The 18978-nt window shown below is 67.3% G+C and carries 17 protein-coding genes; 11 read left to right on the top strand and 6 right to left on the bottom strand.

What is annotated here, in order from left to right:
• The first annotated feature begins 424 nt into the window (after positions 1–424).
• The 3 genes from AC3WR5_RS06040 (at position 425) to AC3WR5_RS06030 (ending at position 4487) form a co-directional block, all read left to right on the top strand.
• Positions 425–2566: a TonB-dependent siderophore receptor gene (locus tag AC3WR5_RS06040; RefSeq protein WP_492483552.1), complete on the top strand. Its 2142-nt coding sequence runs from the start codon at positions 425–427 to the stop codon at positions 2564–2566.
• A gap of 227 nt (positions 2567–2793) precedes the next feature.
• Positions 2794–3147: a cupin domain-containing protein gene (locus AC3WR5_RS06035; RefSeq protein WP_141287476.1), complete on the top strand. Its 354-nt coding sequence runs from the start codon at positions 2794–2796 to the stop codon at positions 3145–3147.
• 14 nt (positions 3148–3161) lie between these two features.
• A complete protein-coding gene (locus AC3WR5_RS06030; RefSeq protein ID WP_492482742.1) occupies positions 3162–4487 on the top strand; it encodes an NAD(P)/FAD-dependent oxidoreductase in 1326 nt (441 codons plus the stop codon).
• A gap of 15 nt (positions 4488–4502) precedes the next feature.
• On the opposite strand, the gene AC3WR5_RS06025 is transcribed toward AC3WR5_RS06030, so the two are convergent.
• On the bottom strand, positions 4503–5420 hold the full coding sequence (locus AC3WR5_RS06025; RefSeq protein ID WP_492482740.1) for a LysR substrate-binding domain-containing protein: 918 nt from the start codon (positions 5418–5420) through the stop codon (positions 4503–4505).
• Between the two features lie 107 nt (positions 5421–5527).
• Between AC3WR5_RS06025 and AC3WR5_RS06020 the strand changes: the two genes are divergently transcribed.
• From AC3WR5_RS06020 to AC3WR5_RS06005, 4 genes are all read left to right on the top strand, one after another.
• On the top strand, positions 5528–6661 hold the full coding sequence (locus AC3WR5_RS06020) for a DSD1 family PLP-dependent enzyme (protein ID WP_492482738.1): 1134 nt from the start codon (positions 5528–5530) through the stop codon (positions 6659–6661).
• A gap of 47 nt (positions 6662–6708) precedes the next feature.
• The gene (locus tag AC3WR5_RS06015) at positions 6709–7680 is read left to right on the top strand and encodes an ornithine cyclodeaminase family protein (protein WP_492482736.1); all 972 of its coding nucleotides are present in this window, start codon (positions 6709–6711) and stop codon (positions 7678–7680) included.
• Between the two features lie 230 nt (positions 7681–7910).
• Positions 7911–8507 (top strand): Xre family toxin-antitoxin system antitoxin, encoded by a 597-nt coding sequence (locus tag AC3WR5_RS06010; RefSeq protein ID WP_492482734.1) that lies wholly within the window; start codon positions 7911–7913, stop codon positions 8505–8507.
• Positions 8504–9010 carry an RES family NAD+ phosphorylase gene (locus AC3WR5_RS06005; RefSeq protein ID WP_492482732.1) on the top strand — a complete coding sequence of 169 codons (507 nt, stop codon included), beginning with the start codon at positions 8504–8506 and terminating at the stop codon, positions 9008–9010. Before AC3WR5_RS06010 ends, AC3WR5_RS06005 begins: the two co-directional genes overlap by 4 nt.
• Positions 9011–9053: 43 nt before the next feature.
• On the opposite strand, the gene AC3WR5_RS06000 is transcribed toward AC3WR5_RS06005, so the two are convergent.
• The 5 genes from AC3WR5_RS06000 to AC3WR5_RS05980 all read right to left on the bottom strand — a co-directional run bounded on the left by AC3WR5_RS06000 (position 9054) and on the right by AC3WR5_RS05980 (position 13806).
• Positions 9054–10241 (bottom strand): amidohydrolase, encoded by a 1188-nt coding sequence (locus AC3WR5_RS06000; RefSeq protein ID WP_492482730.1) that lies wholly within the window; start codon positions 10239–10241, stop codon positions 9054–9056.
• A gap of 19 nt (positions 10242–10260) precedes the next feature.
• Entirely contained in the window at positions 10261–10683 is a 423-nt protein-coding gene (locus AC3WR5_RS05995; protein WP_492482728.1) for a helix-turn-helix transcriptional regulator, read from the bottom strand.
• 131 nt (positions 10684–10814) lie between these two features.
• Positions 10815–11315 (bottom strand): Lrp/AsnC family transcriptional regulator, encoded by a 501-nt coding sequence (locus AC3WR5_RS05990; RefSeq protein ID WP_141284217.1) that lies wholly within the window; start codon positions 11313–11315, stop codon positions 10815–10817.
• Positions 11316–11391: 76 nt separating this feature from the next.
• Positions 11392–12804: an aspartate aminotransferase family protein gene (locus AC3WR5_RS05985; RefSeq protein WP_141284218.1), complete on the bottom strand. Its 1413-nt coding sequence runs from the start codon at positions 12802–12804 to the stop codon at positions 11392–11394.
• A 129-nt stretch (positions 12805–12933) separates the two neighbouring features.
• Entirely contained in the window at positions 12934–13806 is an 873-nt protein-coding gene (locus AC3WR5_RS05980; RefSeq protein ID WP_492482725.1) for a GNAT family N-acetyltransferase, read from the bottom strand.
• Between the two features lie 330 nt (positions 13807–14136).
• Between AC3WR5_RS05980 and AC3WR5_RS05975 the strand changes: the two genes are divergently transcribed.
• From AC3WR5_RS05975 to AC3WR5_RS05960, 4 genes are all read left to right on the top strand, one after another.
• Entirely contained in the window at positions 14137–15420 is a 1284-nt protein-coding gene (locus AC3WR5_RS05975) for an NAD(P)/FAD-dependent oxidoreductase (protein ID WP_492482723.1), read from the top strand.
• Between the two features lie 162 nt (positions 15421–15582).
• Positions 15583–17100: an ABC transporter substrate-binding protein gene (locus AC3WR5_RS05970; protein ID WP_492483550.1), complete on the top strand. Its 1518-nt coding sequence runs from the start codon at positions 15583–15585 to the stop codon at positions 17098–17100.
• A 33-nt stretch (positions 17101–17133) separates the two neighbouring features.
• Positions 17134–18090 carry an ABC transporter permease gene (locus AC3WR5_RS05965; protein ID WP_492482721.1) on the top strand — a complete coding sequence of 319 codons (957 nt, stop codon included), beginning with the start codon at positions 17134–17136 and terminating at the stop codon, positions 18088–18090.
• Positions 18087–18974 (top strand): ABC transporter permease, encoded by an 888-nt coding sequence (locus AC3WR5_RS05960; protein ID WP_492482719.1) that lies wholly within the window; start codon positions 18087–18089, stop codon positions 18972–18974. The genes AC3WR5_RS05965 and AC3WR5_RS05960 overlap by 4 nt, the downstream gene beginning before the upstream one ends.
• Positions 18975–18978 lie beyond the last annotated feature (4 nt).

Genomic DNA, 18978 nt, shown 5'->3' with positions numbered 1-18978 from the left:
CGCGGTGCTCACCGTGCCGGTGCGTTCATTGCACCATGCTCGGCCGACCCGCACCACGGCGCGTTTTTCGGCAGCGACAGCTCGCCGCAAGCCACCGAAAGACACGAGATTGTGGCTGCCCGAGCCTCAACAGCAGACTCTGCGCGCAGCGTGATTTCATAATTTCGACATGGCCCATCCCCCTGTCCCCGCTCGCTCCCTGCGTCTCGATGCGGCCAGCGTCCCCCACCCGGCCGGCAGTGGCCGAAGGCGGCGCTTCACGTACCTTGCCCGACGCTGAGTCGCGGTCGATTCCAGCCCCTTTCCTGTTTCAAGGCCTGTGTCCACCCGGACGCAGGCCGGGAGCGGTCACGCCTGTGCGAGCCAGGTGATGCTGCCGTGCCGTTCGGTTTCCAGATCAACGACCCTGAGGAGTACCCACGTGATGAACAATCGACGCTTCGCTCTCGCTGCAGTGCCTGCTGCCGCGCTCCTGGCCTGTTGCGGATCTGCCAGTGCGCAGGATGCTGCTGCCGCGCCGGCAGCCGCTGCCAGCCAGCCCGCCGATGTCCCGGTCACGTCCGTGACGATCTCGGCCGTCAAGCAGCCGTACCGCAACCTGTCGGCGACCGGTGCCACCAAGACCGACACGCTGCTCAAGGACCTGCCGCAGAGCGTGCGCGTCCTGACCTCCGACCTGCTGCAGGACGTGGGCGCGACCAAGATGGCCGACGCGCTCGAACTCACCAGCGGCATCTCCAAGCAGAGCAACCTCGGTGGTCTGTGGGACAGCTACTCGATGCGCGGCTTCACGGGTGACCCGAACTTCGGCTCGGACTACATGGTCAACGGCTTCAACTACAGCCGCGGCTACAACGGCGTGCGCGACTCGGCCAACACGGCCACGGTGGAGATTCTCAAGGGCCCGGCCTCCGCGCTCTACGGACGCGGCGAGCCGGGTGGAACGGTCAACATCACGACCAAGAAGCCGCTGTTCCAGCCGTCGCAGACCGTCAGCCTGTCCGCCGGCAGCCACAACACGCGTCGCCTGACCGCGGACGTGACCGGCCCGATCGGCGAGGAAGTCGCCTATCGACTCAATGCGGCTGGCGAGCGCGGCGACAGCTACCGCAACGATGTCGGCTTCGACCGCTACATGATCTCGCCGTCGTTCATCTGGGTGCCGTCGTCGGACACGACGATCTCCTATGAGCTGGAGCTCTCCAAGCAGCGCGCAACGTTCGACCGCGGCGTGGTCGCCGTCAACGGCAAGCTGGGCCTGGTGTCGCCTTCGAGCTTCTACGGCGAGCCCGGCGACGGCAAGACGACCATCAAGACGACTGGCCAGCAGCTCTTCGTGCAGCACTACTTCAACGACGACTGGTCCGTTCAGTCGGGCGTGAGCTACCGGGAGAGCTCGATCAACGGTGCCTCGACCGAAGCGCGTTTCCTGCAGTCAGACGGGCGCACGCTGGTTCGCCAACACCGCACACGTGACAACTCGGCCACGGATCTTTCCGGCCGCCTGGAACTGCTGGGCAAGGTCCCGACGGGCCCGGTCGTCAACAATTTCCTGGTCGGCATCGACGCCTACTCCTTCACCGACAACCGACTGCAGTACCGACTGGCCAACGCCGGCAACATCGACATCTACGAGCCGGTCTATGGCAACGTGTCCAGCGCCATGACGAAGAACACCGACACGAAGGAACACCAGCGTTCGAAGGCCTTCTACCTGCAGGATCAGATCGACCTGAGCGCGCAGTGGAAGCTGATGCTGGGCGCGCGCCGCGATTCCTACGACCAGTCGCTGGACAACCACATCGCCGGCACCAGGGTCAGCCAGACGCTGACCGCGACCACCCCGCGCGCCGGTCTCGTCTTCCAGCCGACCAAGACCATTTCCTTGTACGCCACGGCCTCCAAGAGCTTCCGCCCGAACAGCGGCGTCAAGAGCGACTTCACGTCCTTCCCGGCGGAGAAGGGCAAGTCGTACGAAGTCGGTGCCAAGTACGACTCGGCGGAAACCGGCATCACCAGCACGCTGGCGCTCTACAAGATCACGAAGAACAACGTGCTCACGCCAGACCCGGCCGATCCGAACAACTTCTCCGTCGCCGCGGGTGAAGTCGAGAGCAAGGGTGTCGAGTTCGACGTGTCCGGCCAGATCGTCTCGGGCTTGCGCCTGTCCGCGGCGTATGCCTTCACTGACGCGAAGGTGACCCGCGACAACAACAGCTTCCTCGTCGGACGCCAGTCGGCCAACGTGCCGCGCAACAGCGCCAACCTGTTGCTGGTGAGCACCTTCCTCGCGGACGGACATGCCGCGTCGCTGGGCGGCGGCATCAACTACGTGGGCGAGCGCGAAGGCGCGGTGGCGCCGACGGTGGCGAGCGATGACTTCAAGCTGCCTGCCTACACCACCTTCAAGCTGATGTCCTCGTACGATTTCAACCGGCACCTCAAGCTGTCGATCAACGTCGACAACCTGTTTGACAAGGTGTACTACGCGAGCTCGTACAGCCAGGTCTGGGTCTACCCCGGCAGCACGCGCACCGTCACGGCCACCGTGCAATACAAGTTCTGACGCGTACCGGCGCCCCGTCTGGACGGGGCGCCTTCCCCGCGAGAGCCCTCCCGCACGCCCTTCTCATCGCTCCCCTGCGGCCCACGAAATCCGCCGGCAGATTGCGCTGCGGCCCGGACGTGAATCGCACGTTTGTGTCCTTTGCGAGGGGCGCCTTCGGCAGCAAAGAAGAGGCCCTGGCCCTAGCATCTTTGCGTACCTGTTCCACTCAGCCGCCACATCTCTCCATGTCCAGACTGCTCGTCAACTTCGACTTCGCCAAGCTCGGCGAGCCACGCGAATACCGCCCGCCCGCAGATCGGGTGTTGGAGGGCGACATCGTGTGCCGCAACTGGGACATCGACAGCGCCAAGGACGGCCAGGTCCGCGCGGGCGTTTTCGAGTCCACTGTCGGCATGAACCGCTCGATCAAGGGCGAGACCTGGGAGTTCTGCCTGATCCTCTCCGGCGTGGCGGAGATCACCGAGGACGGCCATGCGCCGGTCACCTACCGCGCAGGCGACTGCTTCATCATGAAGCCGGGCTACGTGGGCACCTGGCGCACTCTCGAGACGGTGCGCAAGGTGTGGGTCGCGGCCTGAGCGGGAAACAGACGATGCCCGCTCCGCTCACCCTGGTCGAGACCACGCCCGACCTGCCCGCTGCCGCCGACGTGGTCGTCATCGGCGGCGGCATCATCGGCTCGTTCACGGCCTACTACCTGGCCCGCCGCGGATTGAAGGTGGCGCTGCTCGAAAAGGGTCGCATCGCAGGCGAGCAGTCCAGCCGCAACTGGGGCTGGTGCCGCCAGCAGAACCGCGACGAGCGCGAGCTGCCGATGGCGACGAAGAGCCTCGATCTCTGGGAGCGCTTCGCAGCGGACGAAGGCGAAGACACCGGTTTCCGTCGCTGCGGCCTGCTTTATCTGAGCAACGACGAGTCCGAGCTGGCCGGCTGGGCGCGCTGGGGGGCGTTCGCGCGCACCGTCGGCGTGAAGACCCAGATGCTCAGTGCCGACCAGGCCGCGCAGCACGGGCGCGTCACCGGCAAGGCCTGGCGCGGGGGCGTGTTCTCGCCCACCGATGGCATCGCCGACCCGTCGCGCGCCGCCCCCGCGGTGGCGCGAGCCGTCATGCGCCATGGCGGAACGGTCCACCAGGCGTGTGCCGCGCGTGGGGTCGAGACCGAAGGCGGCAGGCTGTCGGCCGTCGTCACGGAGAAGGGCACGATTCGAACCCGCATCGCCGTGCTCGCGGGCGGCGCCTGGGCCTCGTCGTTCTGCCGCCAGGTCGGCATCCGCTTTCCCCAGGCCACCATCCGCCAGACGGTGCTGTCCGTGGCGCCGGGTGCCAGCGAGCTGCCCGACACGCTGCACACCGCCGGCGTGAGCATGACGCGCCGCAGCGACGGCGGCTACACGCTGGCCGTGAGCGGCCGCGGCCGCGTCGACCTCACCCCGCAATTCTTCCGCTTCGCGCCGCAGTTCCTGCCGATGTTCCTGCGGCGCTGGCGCAACCTGGCGCCCGGCCGGCTGGACGGCATGAGCTCCGGCCGGGAAGGGCTGGGGCGCTGGCAGCTCGACAGGCCCACGCCGATGGAGCGCCTGCGCATCCTCGATCCCGCGCCGGACCAGGCCCTGGTTCGCCTCACGCTGCAGCGAGCCGTCGAGCTGGTGCCGGCGCTCAAGGAGCGCGCGATGACCGCGGCCTGGGCCGGCTATGTGGACAGCACGCCCGATGGCGTGCCCGGCATTGGCGAGACAGCGACCTTGCCCGGGCTGGTGCTGGCCGCAGGCTTCAGTGGCCATGGCTTCGGCATTGGCCCCGGCGCGGGGCACCTCATCGCTGATGTGGTCAGCGGCAGTGCGCCGCTGGTCGACCCGACGCCGTATCACCCCGACCGCTTCCGGTCATCGGCCTGGGGCAAGGTGGCAGATTTCTAGCGGCCACATCACCGCTCAGTTCCCCTCGGGACGCAGCGCCTGCGTCAGGAAGGCCAGCAGCGCCTGCAGTCGGGCCGGGCGTCCCTTGCGCGAAGGCAGCAGCAGCACGACGTCCGCGCTGTCCAGCCGCCAGTCGGGCAGCAGGCGCACCAGCGTGCCACGGGCCATCGCCTCTGCCACGTCCCATTCCGAGCGCAACACCAGCCCCAGTCCCTGCTCGGCCCAGCCACGCGCCACCGTGCCGTCGTTGGTGAGCAAGGCTTGCGGCACGCGAAGCGTCTCCCGCGCCGCAGGCCGTCCGGCCTGATCGCCTGCGTGGCGGTGGAAGTGCCACAGCGTCGCATCCTCGTCGTTCTCGCGGATGCAGATGCATCGATGGCGCAGCAGGTCCTGCGGCGTTGACGGGACGCCGTGGCGATCCAGGTAGGCCGGACTGGCGCACAGCCAGCGCTCGTTCGAAGCCAGCTTGTGCGCGACCCAGGAGGAGTCGCGCAGCCGGCCGATGTGGACGATGGCGTCCACATCGTTGCGGTCCGGCCATGGCGCCTCGCCCAGCGTGAGATGGACTTGCAGCTCGGGATGCGCCTGCGAGAACCGGCCGATCAGTGGCGCGATGCGGCACCGGCCATACCCGAAGGGCGCCGCCAGCCGGAGCACGCCGCTGAGCCTGCCGTCGTCGAGGCGGAAGCGCCCTGGCAGATCCTCGATCTGCTTGAGCAGGGCGGCGGCCTCCCTGGCGAAGTTCTCGCCTTCGGGCGTGAGGCGCAGTTGGCGCGCGTCGCGCAGGGCCAGCACCATGCCCAGGCCCGCCTCCAGCTTGCGCAGGCGCATCGACAGGGCCGGCGGCGTCACGTTCAGCGTGCGTGCCGCTGCACTGAGGGAAGGCGAGGCGGCCAGCGTCGCGGCCAGGCGCAGGTCATCGATCTGGATCATTCAATTGAAGTTAAAGATTGATGGTTTGAAGATTAAGCGTCGCTTATCAAAAACTCAATAGAGTGGCGCCATTCCACACCTGACTCGCGTTGCACGCGCCCACTCGCATGGCCCATCTCAGCGACCTCGACACGCCCGCCGCCGTCATCGACATCCGGCGCATGCAGCGCAACATCGAGCGCATGCAGCGCCGCATGGACGAACTCGGCGTGGCATTCCGTCCGCACGTCAAGACCAGCAAGTCCATGCCCGTCGTCCGGGCCCAGCTCGCCGCAGGCGCCACGGGCATCACCGTCTCCACGCTCAAGGAAGCGGAGTTCTTCTTCTCCGAGGGCGTTTCGGACATCCTCTACGCCGTCGGCATGACCGCCCGCAAGCTGCCGCAGGCCCTCGCGCTGCGCCGCCGCGGCTGTGACCTCAGGATCCTCACCGACAACGCCGGCTCCGCGCTTGCCATCGCGGACTTCGGGCGCGAACGCGGCGAAGTCTTTGACGTGCTGATCGAGATCGACACCGACGGACATCGGTCAGGCATCAAGCCCGACGAGCCGGCCCTGCTGGACGTTGCGACGGCCTTGGCGGACGGCGGGATGCAGATCGCGGGCGTGCTGACCCACGCCGGCTCCAGTTATGACCTCGACACGCCGGCCGCCCAGCAGGCCATGGCCGAACAGGAGCGCGCCGGATGCGTGCAGGCCGCTGAGAGGCTGCGCGCGGCCGGCTTCAGCTGCCCCATCGTCAGCGTCGGCTCCACGCCGACCGCGCTGGCCGCCCGCCACCTGGCAGGCGTGACCGAGGTGCGCGCGGGCGTCTATGTGTTCTTCGACCTGGTGATGGCAAACGCGGGGGCTTGCGCCACCGACGAGCTCGCGTTGAGCGTGCTCGCTACCGTGATCGGCCACCAGGTGGAGAAGGGCTGGGCCATCGTGGATGCAGGCTGGATGGCCATGAGCCGCGACCGCGGCACGCAGAAGCAGAAGAAGGACTACGGCTACGGCCAGGCATGCACCCTGGATGGGACCGTGCTGCCCGGCTATCTGCTCACGGGTGCCAACCAGGAGCACGGCATTCTTTCGCGCGAAGGCGAGCGCGACCCGAACATCGCCGAACGCTTACCCATCGGTACGCTGCTGCGCATCCTGCCCAACCATGCTTGCGCGACCGGGGCGCAGTACCCCGCCTATCAGGCGCTCTCCGAGAACGCGCAGGTCGAGCCCTGGAGCCGGCTGCACGGCTGGTGACGCGGTTCCTGCGCAAGGTCCCACTCGATTCCGGAAAGCCCACCGCCATGCCCTGCGACGCCACCTTGCTCCTGCTCGACAAGCACCACGTGGAGGCCTTGTTGTCCAAGGACGCCGTGCTGGCGGCCGTGCAGGAGTCGTTCGAGCTTCACAGCGACCGGCTCGGCCGCGTTTTCCCGTTGGTGCGCGAAGCGCTGCTCACCGGCGGTGTCTTCGGCATCAAGTCGGGCGACGTGCCGTCCCAAGGCCTGCTCGGCTTCAAGGCAGCGGGCTTCTGGCCTGCCAACCGCGCCGTGGGTGGCGAGCCGCACCAGGCCACCGTGGTCCTCATCGACCCTGGCACCGGCCGGCCCACCTGCATCATCGACGGCAACGCCATCACCACCGCGCGAACCGGTGCCGCTGGCGCGCTGGGACTGCGCCTGCTGGCGCGTCCCGACACGGCCTCGGCCTGCGTCTTCGGCACGGGGGTGCAGGCGCGCGTCCAGCTGGACTTCGCACTGGACACGCTGCCCGGCATCACGCAGGTCCGCTACGTGACGCGCGACGGCAGGCGCGACCCGGCGTTCGAGGCGGCGTTCGCGGATCGCTGTGCGATCTCGCTGGCGGCGGACAGCAATGCGGCGGTCGCCAGCAGCGACCTGGTCATCACCGCCACCCCTGGCCGCGAGGTGTTGTTTGACGTGAGCGCGGTACAGCCGGGCACCCACCTGAATTGCGTTGGTGCGGACACGCGCGGCAAACGCGAACTGCCCGAAGGCTTGCTGGCGCGCGCCCGCATCGTCGTGGACGACCTGGCCCAGGCCAGGCAGATCGGCGAGTGCCAGTGGTCCCCCGAGGCCGCCCGCATCGAACTGGGCGACCTCCTCTGCGGCAAGGCGGCGCTCCAGCGCGAACCCGCCGACATCACGCTCTTCGACATGACCGGCCTGGCCTTGCAGGACCTCACCGTGGCTCGGCAGCTTCAACGTGCGGCATTGGACGCTAGGCAAGGGACGCTGCTGCCCTGGGCCTGGTGAGTGGATGCATCGCCGCGCGTTTGGCGAGTCCGTGTCGCTTCTCTCACGAGGTGTCCGGGGGTGAGGCAGGCCGACAGCACCTTGGCCTGAAGCGTGCCGCGGCAGTCTGAGCCTGTGTTTCACTCAATACTGAACTTTGGCAAGCTCGTTTCGGTGAAGACTGAACCTCGCCTGCGGCGTGCGGTTTGCCATGTGGCGTATGATGTTTGCCAAATGGCAGGAGCAGCAGCATGAAGCCGTCCAGCGAACATTCGACCGCCAAGCCCAAGAAGGGCGCCTCCCAGACTGCCGCAGCAGCAACCCTCGCGGAGGACGCGCTCACCACTGCGGATATGAAGGTCCATGGGGTCCGAGGCAAGAAGGCCGCGAACGTGAAGATCCTCACGGGCCGAAAGCCTGGGCGAAACATCCAGGTGTTCGATGGGTTCATCGACGCTTTCGAGGGCTCCAGAGTCATGGCCCACGATATGGTGATGAAGGGCGTGTCAGGCCGGGCGCTGACCAGCATATGGGAAACCAAGTTGGATACCCTGCCCACCGATGCCATCCTGAAGGCCATTGGCGTGAGCGCGCGAACCGCCCACCGCATCAAGTCCGATCCAGACAAGCTGTTGGATGCGCGCACGACGGACGGGATCTACCGGCTCGAGTCTGTGCGCGCGATGGCAGAAGAGGTGCTTGGCAGCGCGGAGGCCGCCAACGAGTGGCTGAACACCGAGGCGATGGGTCTGGAGTTCAGGAAGCCGATCGATCTGCTGAGCACTTCGCCGGGTGCCGAAGCCGTCAAGACCTTGCTGCAGCGAATGAAGTACGGGGTCTACGCTTGATCCCGCTGCCGGCGTCCTTGGGCGGCACTGGCACCCTCGCAGGGTGGACGCTCCAGGATGCGCGCTATGCCGCCACCTGGAACTCCGGCATCGGCTCGGCTACGCACGGCGGCCGCTGGAATTCGATCGGCAAGCACGTGATCTATGCGGCCCTGGACCCGGCCACCGCCATCCTGGAGGTGGCCGTGCACAAGGGTTTCAAAGTGCTGAACACCGTCGCTCACAACCTCATCTCGTTCACTGTCACCGATCCGACCCGGGTCCGCGTCGTGCAGCCGGGCCACGTGCCCAATCCGCACTGGCTCCACCCGATTCCCCCGAACAAGGACCAGCAGGAGTTTGGCGACCAGTTGATCGACGCCCACCCTTTCGTGCTGCTGCCCAGTGCCGTGAGCGGGCACTCGTGGAATCTGCTTGTCAACGTCGCGACGGCGCTGCCACTGGTGACCGACATCCAGTTCGAGCGCTTCGCCCTTGACCCGCGGCTGCGTGCCAAGCCCTGACGCATCAACGGCTCTGGTTTCAGACTCGAACGAAAACCGACAGTCAGGCTGTCGCCAGCGCGCGCGCTGCTACCTCGCACAGCCACGAAACGCCCAGCGGCAGGGCTGCGTCGTTGAAGTCGTAGCAGGGGTGGTGCAGCGGACGCTCGCCTTCGGCACCCGGGTCGGGTCGTGCCTGGCCCAGCCAGAGGTAGGCGCCGGGCTTGCGTTGCAGCATGAAGGCGAAGTCCTCGGACGTGAAGGCGCCGCGCGGTGCCACGTCTGCCTGCAGGCCAACGGCGCGCGCTGCCGCCAGGGCGATCTCTGCCTGCGCCGGTGAGTTGACGGTGGCGGGGTAGTAGCGGTCGTAGCTCACGTCGACTTCGATGCCGTGCGCCACGGCCAGGCCGGCCGCCGCGGCGCGCAATGCGGTTTCGATGCGGTCCTGCGTCGCCGGGTCGAAACTCCGCACCGTGCCGGTGATGCCGACCTCCGCGGGCAGCACGTTGTGGCTCTGGCCGCCGGCGATGCGCGTGACGGACAGGACCGCGGACTCGTTTGGGTCGATGCGGCGCGCGACGATGGTGTTGAGCTGGCCGACCAACTGGCTCGCGGCCAGGATCGCATCCGGCGTGTGGTGCGGCAGCGCTGCGTGGCCGCCCTTGCCGCGAACAGTGATGTCGAAGCGGTCGGCAGCGGCCATGATGGGGCCGGCACGGGTCTGTGCGGTGCCGAGCGGCAGGTCGGGCCAGTTGTGCAGCGCATAGACGCTGTCGCAAGGAAATCGGTCGAACAGGCCGTCCTCGATCATCCGGCGCGCGCCCCCCTTGCCCTCTTCCGCGGGCTGGAAGATGAAGTTCACCGTGCCGTTGAAGTACCGGGTGCGCGCCAACTGGCGGGCGGCACCGATGAGCATGCTGGTATGGCCATCGTGGCCGCAGCCATGGTGCGCGCCGGCATGCCGGCTGGTGTGGGGCGCGCGCCCGAGTTCCGTCATCGGCAGGGCGTCCATGTCCGCCCGCAGCCCGACCGTCCGGGGGCCGTCTCCGCATCGCAGCGTCCCCACGACACCGGTTCCCCCGATGCCTTCGGCGACCTCTATGCCCAAGAGGCGCAGTGCCTGGGCGACGATGCCGGCCGTGCGGCGTTCTTCGTAGGCCAGCTCCGGGTGGGCGTGCAGGTCACGGCGCATCGCCACCAGTTCTGGCAGCAGGTCCGCGATCGCGGGGAAGTCATTCGCTTGCAGTGGCATGGTGGGTCTCTCGCCGCGATCAGCAGGCGTGGCGGGCATCGCCATCCGTGGCGCTGCCAGCCACGGCGGACAGGCGGCGGACGCTGAGCCCCTGGAACTGGCCGGGCGTGAGGCCGCGCGCGCTCTTGAAATGGCGGGCAAGGTGGCTCTGGTCGTAGAAGCCGGTCTCGCTGGCCACCTTGGCTGCGGCCATGCCTTGGCGCAACAGCAACTCGGCCCTGTCGACACGGCGTGCGCAGACATACTGGTGAGGCGAGATGCCCATGGTCTGGCGGAACACGGTGGCGAAGCGCCAGACGCTGAGACCGGCCACCGCGGCAAGTTCCGCCAGCAACAGCGGCTGACCGAGATGGCCTGCGATGTAGGTCAATGTCCGCGCAATGGTCGCCGGCAGAGGCTCGGCGGGCGGAGGTGAGGACGAGGAGAGCTGCAGGTCGGACATCCGCAAAGCTTAATTTTTTCGGACGGCGACATGTGCTGAACGTCGGGGGGCGCGATGCGGCGAATCTGCTGTTTCTCAAGCGGCCGCAGCAGTCAATGCCGAGCCCGTGCCGGCGGACTCATTCCTCTTCGTCATTCGTCCATGGTGAGCAGCTGCTGGATCGGGTAGTGGTTCTTGACGAACGGCGACTTGATGACGATGAAGCTGAAATACTTCTCGATCCCGATGTTGCGCTCGAGCAGGCCCTCGATCAGCGTTTGGTAGTGGTTGACGCCGCGCGTCGTGAACTTGAGCATGTAGTCGTAGCCGCCGCTGACCAGGTGGCACTCGAGGATCTCGGGCACGCTGCGGATGCTGGACTCGAAGCGCACGAAGTCTTCGCGCCGGTGATCGGCCAGCGTGACTTCGGTGAACACGGTGAGGGTGTCGCTCAGCTTCTCCAGGCGGACGTTGGCACCGTAGCCGGCGATGTAGCCAGCCTGCTCCAGGCGCTTGACGCGGATCAGGCAGGGGCTCGGCGAGAGGCCCACGGCGTCCGCCAGGTCCACGTTCGTGATGCGGCCGTTCTGCTGGAGCTGGCAGAGGATCCGGAGATCAAGGCGATCAAGCTTGGGATTCGCTGCAGTCGTCATGGGGGCACCGGTTATGCGGGGAGAGGAGCGCGTCCAAGGTCACTAAGCAATAAGCCTGCCTGCCTCTCGCAGCATTTCATGCTGTCGCGCGCCGCACGTCCGCGAAATCCAGCACATCGTCCAGCGTCTTGCGCAGCCGTGCCGCCATCAGTTCGAACTCTTCGGCCGTGAAGCACAGCGCCGGTGCGAAACCGAGGATGTTGTCGCCGAAGGACCGGAACACCAGCCCGTTGCGATAGCCGGTTGCGAAGACCCGGTCGGCAAGGCCCAGCGCAGGATCGAATCGCGCCTTCGTCTGCTTGTTGCTGACCAGTTCCAGTGCGCCGAGCAGGCCTCGCTGGCGGGCCTCGCCCACCAGCGGGTGGTCGGCCAGGTTGGCCAGGACGCGCGCGAAATGCGGCGCCATGGCTTGCCCGTTGGCCAGCAGGCCGCCTTCTTCATAGAGCCGGATGACTTCGAGGCCCACCGCCGCGCTGACCGGGTGTGCCGAGTAGGTCGTGCCGTGGCCGATCGGCACGCCCGCGGGCGCGCCGTCGGCGATGGTCTGGTAGATCTCGTCGGACATCAGCATCGCGCCCATGGGCACGTAGCCCGAGGTCAGCCCCTTGGCCATCGTCATCATGTCCGGGTCCACCCCCTCGGCCTCGCAGGCGAACATCGGCCCCGTCCTGCCGAAGCCCGTGATGACCTCGTCGGCCACGAAGAGGATGCCCAGTTCGCGGCATGCCTGGCGCATGGCCTTGAGCCAGCCCTCGGGCGGCACGATCACGCCGCCCGAGCCCTGCACCGGCTCGCAGAAGAAGGCGGCCACCTTGTCCTGGCCGATCTGCTGCACCGTGGCGCGCAGTTCCGCCACGGATGCGCTGATGATGGCCAGCGGATCGCTGCCCACCGCACTGCGGTAGGCGTATGGCGAGGCGATGTAGTGCTGTTCCGGCAGTGGCAGGCCGAAGCCGCGATGGAAGGCCGGCAGCGCCGTGAGGCCCGCGCCGAAGAACGACGAGCCGTGGTAGCCGCGCTCCAGCGAAATGAAGTGCCGGCGCTGCGTCTGGCCGCGGGCATGGTTGTACTGCGCGATGAGCCTCACGGCGGCCTCGACCGCGTCGGAGCCGCTCAGCGTGAAGTACACGTGCTGGAGCGACGGTGGCGCGAGGTCGACCAGCTTGGCCGCCAGGCGCGCAGCGGGTTCGCTGCCGAAATGAAAGTACCCGGTGGCATACGGCAGCTTGCGCATCTGCTCGGTCGCGGCCTGCACGACCGATTCCTGTCCGTAGCCGGCGTTCACGCACCACAGGCCCGCGAACGCGTCCAGCAGTTCGTGTCCTTCGGTGTCTCGCAACCAGGCGCCCTTGCCGGATTGCAGCAGCGTGGCACCTCGCTTCTCGTGTGCACGCCAGGACGAAACAGGGTGGATCAGGTGCTCGCGATCGAGCTCAAGGGCGCTGGTTTGGGGAAGGGACAGGTGGGAACTGGAAGCGAGGGCCGACATGCTGCACGCCTTTTGAAGGGATGCAGGAATCGTAGGTCGACCACCGCAGCTTGTGCTGCGGCAATGCGCGGGAAAACCGCTGGAGGAAATCGTTATGGCGACAGCGGCGGCAGATCGTGCCTTGCGGCCTCAGCCGAGCGACTGGCTCAGCAGGGCAAATGACTGGATGGCACCGGAGGCCGCCACTGCGCCTTTGGTCATGGGGATGGCCATGGCCACCCGCCGCAGGCCCAAGCCTTCGACCCACTCGATCAGTTCCCCGTTCGCCCGCACGTCCACGCGCAGGAACTTGCCTGCAGCGAGCCGCGTGAAGTGGGCGATCAGCGCCTTGGCGCCGTGCAGATCGGGCGCGATGACCGGCCCGATCACCAAGCCCCGGCCGAAACGACGCATGACGGCAAAGCCGACCGCCTCCATGTCCCGATCCAGCACGACGATCTCACCTTGATCCAGCAGCATCCGCAAGGCGCGCTCGCGCGGCATGCCCATCGCTTGCAGGTCAAGTGCTGCCAGCCTCGGAGGGTCGTTGCGGCCCGCAGGGCGCAGCCGCTCGCCGGGCAGGAAGCTCATCAGCGGCGCCGGGGAGGCGATCCCCTGGTGCTGGCGCACGTCTCCAGTGCTGACGAAGCCCGAGCGCTCGTAGAGGCCCAGCCCCTCTGTGGTCGCGTGCAGCGAGACATCACGGTCCTCGAGGCCCTCGAGCAGGGTCTGCATGATGCGCGTTCCGATGCGCTGACCCTGGTACCGCTGCGTGACGATGATCATGCCAAGCGTCGCGTGGCGCTCGCCCCACTTCCAGCGCATGCCGGTGCCGATGACCTGGCCGTCGCGCTCGGCGACGAAGCCCTGCCCGAGCGTGGACGCGATGTGCCAGTCCATGGAGCGATGTGGCCACTGCACTTCGACGGACAGGGCGTGCGCCGCATCCAGGTCGTCGACGTGAAGCGGCCGCATCAGGACGCCGTCAGCGACCGCGGGCGATGGGAATGTGCGCAGCGACAAGAAGAACTCCCGCATTTTTCATTGAGCATGGTTTCTCGCACAACGGGTGACAGGAATCTAGGAGATTCTTGGCGCCCACGCTGGCAGAAGGACCACGGCACGAAATGCTGCCCGGACTCGCGGAGAGCATCAAAAAGGTGCCTCAGCATGTTCTGCGGGGCATCTTGGTGCGCGGTGCGCCGTTCGGGGGACGCGCATGCACAGCATGCCGAGCGGGCCGTCACATTCAGCAGTTTTCACCTGGCTCGCTGCGGCAATCGCCACAACCTCCTACGGGCTGCGTGCTCCAATTTCTTCGTTGCCAGACCCTCAACCACATCTTCCCAACGCATGAAGCTGGACTCCTACTGGACGGCCACCGCAACCGCGCATTCCGTGCTGGAAAAGCCCTTGCCCGCGCGCGCCGACGTGGCGATCGTGGGTGGCGGCTTCACGGGCCTGTCCGCAGCGGTGGCCCTTGGCAGGCGCGGCGCGCGCGTGGTGGTGCTGGAGGCCGGCGCGATGGCGGGCGAGGCTTCGGGGCGCAACGGTGGCCATGTCAACAACGGGCTCGCTGTCGACTACGCCACGCTGGCGGCAAGCGTCGGCACTGAGCGCGCGAGCGCCTGGTATCGCGCCTACGACGCAGCGGTCGACTCGGTGGCACGCATCGTGCGGGAAGAGCGCATCGATTGCAATTTCCTGCGGAACGGCAAGCTCAAATTGGCCGCACGCGCTTCCGATTACGACACCCTGGCCAGAGGCTTCGACCGCCTGCACCGCGAAGTGGATTGCGACGTCGAGTTGCTGGATGCCGCAGCGATCCGTGACGAGATCCAGAGCGAGCGCTTCGTGGGCGGGCTGCTGCAAAAGCGCAGCGCGCAGATGCACATGGGTCGCTTCGGCGCTGGCCTCGCGCAAGCGGCGGAGCGTCATGGTGCCGAGTTGCATGCGCAGACCGAAGTGCGCCGCCTGGAGCGGGTGCGCGGGCAGGTGCACAGGCTGCACACGGACCGTGGCGTGGTCGAGGCCGATCAGGTGCTGGTCGCCACCGGTGCCACGATGCATGGCAGCTATCCGTCGTTCGGCTTCTGGCGCCGTCGGATCGTGCCGATCGGCAGCTTCATCATCGTGACCGAGCCGCTGGGGCATGAACTCGCGCGTCGCATTCTGCCGGGCATCCGCACTTACACAACGGCAGCGCACATCCACAACTATTTCCGCCTCACGCCCGATGATCGGCTCGTCTTCGGCGGCCGTGCGCGCTTTGCGATGTCCAGCCCCAACTCGGACGCGAAGAGTGGCCACATCCTGCGCGAGGCCATGACCTGGGTGTTCCCGCAACTGTCGAAGACGCGCATCGACTACTGCTGGGGCGGCATGGTCGACATGAGCCGCGACCGGCTGCCGCACGCCGGCGAGCATGGGGGCCTGTACTACGCGATGGGCTACAGCGGGCACGGCACGCAGATGTCCGTGCACATGGGGCAGTGCATGGCCGACGTGATGGCGGGCGATTCCGCTGCCAACCCGTGGCGCGACCTGGCGTGGCCGGCCATCCCGGGGCACTTCGGGCCGCCGTGGTTCCTGCCGTTGGTGGGTGCCTATTTCAAGCTGAAGGACGCGCTGCGCTGACGCGCGCGGCCGACCTGACGAATCGTTGACCTGAAATCAGTCGAAGGAAATCGCATCGTGAACAAGCCCATTGCTCCGCCGCAGGACCTGATCGGTTCCGAAGACAGTTCGCGCCTGCTCGACGCCCTCCGGCGTGGCGCGACGCGCCGGGACCTGCTGGCGATGCTGATGGGCGGCGGCATGCAGGTGGCGCTGGCGACCACGGCTGCTGGGTGGGCCACCACGGCTCAGGCCGAGACGCCGCGGCGCGGCGGACGACTGCGCGTCGCAGGAGCGTCTTCGTCGATCAACGACACGCTGGATCCAGCACGACAGGCAAGCCAGTCGGACTACATCCGGTGCAACATGTTCTACAACGGCCTGACGGTGCTGGACAACGCGCTCGTCGCGCAGCCCGCCCTGGCGGAATCGTTCTCGCACCAGAAGGCCACGCTGTGGACCTTCAAGCTGCGCAAGGGTGTGCAGTTCCACGACGGCAGGGCACTGACGCCGGCCGACGTCGTGTTCTCGCTGAACCGCCACAAGGATCCCGCGGTCGCGTCGCGCGCGAAGACGCTTGCCGACGAGATCGAAGAAGTGCGCCAGAGCGGGCCGAACGAAGTGCAGGTCCGGCTGAAGACCGCGAACGCCGACTTCCCGGCCATTCTTGGCACCTACCATTTCAAGGTCGTGCCCGATGGCACGACCGACTTCAGCAAGGGCATCGGCACAGGACCGTTCAAGTGCAAGGAATTCAAGCCGGGCGGTCGCTCGCTGGCGGTGCGCAACGAGTCGTACTGGCGGCCTGATCGCCCGTACCTCGACGAGATCGAATATGTCGGCATCGGCGACGAATCGGCTCGCGTCAACGCCTTGCTGTCGGGCGGCCTGGACCTCGTGGCTGCCGTCGATCCGCGTTCCAGCCAGCGCATCGGCCAGACGCCTGGCTACGGCGTGTTCGTCACGCCGTCGGGGCAGTACAGCGACCTGGTCATGCGCCGGGACAATGGACCGGGCAGCAATCCGGATTTCGTGCTGGCGATGAAGCACCTGTTCAATCGGGAGCAGATGCGCAAGTCGATCGCCTTGGGCAACGCGGCCATCGGCAACGACCAGCCCATCGACCCGACCAACCGCTATTTCAACGCCGCGCTGCCGCAGCGCGCGTTCGACCTCGACAAGGCGAAGTTCCACTTGCGCAAGTCCGGCCTGGGCAGCGGCGCCATTCCCATCGTCGCGTCTCCTGCGGCCACCTATTCGGTCGAGATGGCGCTGGTGCTGCAGCAGACGGCGCGCCAGATCGGCCTGAATCTCGAGGTCAAGCGCATGCCGGCCGACGGCTACTGGTCGAACCATTGGATGAAGAGCCCCATCGGCTTCGGCAACACCAACCCGCGTGCAACGGCGGACATCCTCTTCACGCAGTTCTTCAAGTCCGACGCGACCTGGAACGAGTCCGGCTGGAAGAGCGAGCAGTTCGACCAGCTTCTGCTGGCGGCGCGCGGCGAGGCCGATGAGGCCAGGCGCAAGAGCCTGTACGGCGACATGCAGGTGCTGGTGCACGAGCAGGGCGGTGTGGGCATTCCGCTGTTCATCTCCAGCCTCGACGCTCACTCGTCCAAGGTGCACGGCTTCGTGCCCATGCCGCTTGGCGGAATGATGGGCACCGCGTTCGCCGAGCACCTCTGGCTAGAGGCCTAGAGGCCTGACGATTCCCCAAGCCGCGTGCGCATCATGAATCTCCTCCTCGCCCGCCTCATTGCCCGACGAGTCGGCACGGCCCTGCTGTCCTTGCTCGCAGTCTCGGTCATCGTCTTCGCGATCACCGTGCTGCTGCCGGGTGACGCCGCGCAGCAGCAACTCGGGCAGGAAGCCACGCCCGAGACGCTGGCGGCCCTTCGCCTGGAGATGGGGCTGACGCAGTCCGGGCCCGAGCGGTATTGGCACTGGTTGCTGGGCATGCTCAAGGGCGCACCGGGCCAGTCGCTGGTCAGCGGACAAGGCGTGGCCGAGATGATCGGCGAGCGCCTGCCCAATTCGCTGCTGCTGGCGCTCATCACCGCGGCCATCTCGGTGCCGCTCGCGCTCGGCCTGGGCATCGCTTCGGCGGTCTGGCGGGGATCGTGGTTCGATCGCGGCGTGACCGTGGGCGCCGTGGCGGTGGTGTCGGTGCCGGAATTCCTGGTCGCGACCCTGGCCGTGCTGATCTTCGCGGTGAAGCTGAAATGGCTCCCGGCCCTCTCGTATGCGAATGACATCGAGTCGCTGGCGCAACTGCTCAAGGCGTACGCGCTCCCCGTTCTGTGCCTTTGCTGCGTGATCGTGGCGCAGATGATGCGGATGACACGCGCCGCCGTCATCGACCAGCTGCGTGCGCCCTACATCGAGATGGTGCTGCTCAAGGGCGCCAAGCGCAGCCGCATGGTGCTTGCGCACGCGCTGCCCAATGCCGTCGGCCCGATCGCCAACGCGGTCGCGCTGAGCCTGTCATACCTGCTGGGCGGGGTGATCATCGTCGAGACCATCTTCAACTATCCCGGCGTGGCCAAGTTGATGATCGAAGGCGTGACCCAGCGCGACATGCCGCTGGTGCAGGCCTGCGCCATGCTGTTCTGCGCCGCCTACTTGATGCTGGTGACCGCGGCCGACATCTTCGGCATCCTCTCCAATCCCCGCTTGCGCCACCCATGAACAAGCCCTCGAGTCCCGTTCCAGCCGTTCACGCGCAGTCCGTCGCCACCGTCACCGCCGACTCTCCGCCCGAGCGTCGTCGGCGGATCTCCGCTGCGGGTGTGACCGGCCTGGCCATCATCGCCCTGTGGATGGCGGCGGCCGTGTTCGGGCCGTGGATGCTGGCGAAGGATTCGGGCGACATGGGCGACGCTGCGGTCTTCGCGCCGATGGGTAGCGCCCATTGGCTGGGCACCGACTATCTGGGGCGCGATGTGTTCAGCCGCATCGTCGAGGGCACCCGCTACACGGTTGGCGTCGCGCTCGTTGCCACGCTGTGCGCCAGCGTCGCCGGCATCACGCTGGCGCTGCTGGCGGCCGTGCGTGGCGGCATGATCGACGCCTTGATGAGTCGCTCGCTCGACACCCTGGTCTCGATTCCCAGCAAGATGTTCGCGCTGCTGATGGTCGCGGCCTTCGGTCCGTCAGTGCCGATGCTGGTCCTGATCGCAGCCATCGTCTACGCGCCCGGCGCCTACCGGATCGCGCGGGCACTGGCGGTCAACATCGGCGCGATGGACTACGTCACCGTGGCTCGCACCCGGGGCGAGGGAACCTGGTACGTGATGCGCCGCGAGATCCTGCCCAACATCGCCGGGCCCATGCTGTCCGACCTGGGCCTGCGTTTCGTCTACGTGGTGCTGCTGCTCGCCGGGATGAGTTTCCTGGGCGTGGGCATTCAGCCGCCTGACGCGGACTGGGGCTCGCTGGTGCGCGAGAACATCGGTGGCCTGTCTGCCGCGGCGCCGGCCATCATCGCCCCGGCCCTGGCCATTGCCAGCCTGACCATTGCCGTCAACCTCGCGATCGACGCCCTGGGCGGCTCGCACCGTCGGTCGGAGTAAGCCA

This window comes from Ideonella sp. FW305-24 (assembly GCF_058788035.1).
The sequence above is the reverse complement of the archived record's forward strand: the minus strand, read 5'-3'. Positions and strand labels throughout refer to the sequence as shown.

Coding starts and splice junctions, on each gene's coding strand:
- AC3WR5_RS05965 (WP_492482721.1), top strand. CDS start 17,134: ATGAATCTCCTCCTCGCCCGCCTCATTGCCCGACGAGTCGGCACGGCC.
- AC3WR5_RS05985 (WP_141284218.1), bottom strand. CDS start 12,804: ATGTCGGCCCTCGCTTCCAGTTCCCACCTGTCCCTTCCCCAAACCAGC.
- AC3WR5_RS06035 (WP_141287476.1), top strand. CDS start 2,794: ATGTCCAGACTGCTCGTCAACTTCGACTTCGCCAAGCTCGGCGAGCCA.
- AC3WR5_RS05990 (WP_141284217.1), bottom strand. CDS start 11,315: ATGACGACTGCAGCGAATCCCAAGCTTGATCGCCTTGATCTCCGGATC.
- AC3WR5_RS06025 (WP_492482740.1), bottom strand. CDS start 5,420: ATGATCCAGATCGATGACCTGCGCCTGGCCGCGACGCTGGCCGCCTCG.
- AC3WR5_RS06010 (WP_492482734.1), top strand. CDS start 7,911: ATGAAGCCGTCCAGCGAACATTCGACCGCCAAGCCCAAGAAGGGCGCC.
- AC3WR5_RS05970 (WP_492483550.1), top strand. CDS start 15,583: ATGCTGATGGGCGGCGGCATGCAGGTGGCGCTGGCGACCACGGCTGCT.
- AC3WR5_RS06020 (WP_492482738.1), top strand. CDS start 5,528: ATGGCCCATCTCAGCGACCTCGACACGCCCGCCGCCGTCATCGACATC.
- AC3WR5_RS05975 (WP_492482723.1), top strand. CDS start 14,137: ATGAAGCTGGACTCCTACTGGACGGCCACCGCAACCGCGCATTCCGTG.
- AC3WR5_RS06000 (WP_492482730.1), bottom strand. CDS start 10,241: ATGCCACTGCAAGCGAATGACTTCCCCGCGATCGCGGACCTGCTGCCA.
- AC3WR5_RS05960 (WP_492482719.1), top strand. CDS start 18,087: ATGAACAAGCCCTCGAGTCCCGTTCCAGCCGTTCACGCGCAGTCCGTC.
- AC3WR5_RS06015 (WP_492482736.1), top strand. CDS start 6,709: ATGCCCTGCGACGCCACCTTGCTCCTGCTCGACAAGCACCACGTGGAG.
- AC3WR5_RS06040 (WP_492483552.1), top strand. CDS start 425: ATGAACAATCGACGCTTCGCTCTCGCTGCAGTGCCTGCTGCCGCGCTC.
- AC3WR5_RS05995 (WP_492482728.1), bottom strand. CDS start 10,683: ATGTCCGACCTGCAGCTCTCCTCGTCCTCACCTCCGCCCGCCGAGCCT.
- AC3WR5_RS06030 (WP_492482742.1), top strand. CDS start 3,162: ATGCCCGCTCCGCTCACCCTGGTCGAGACCACGCCCGACCTGCCCGCT.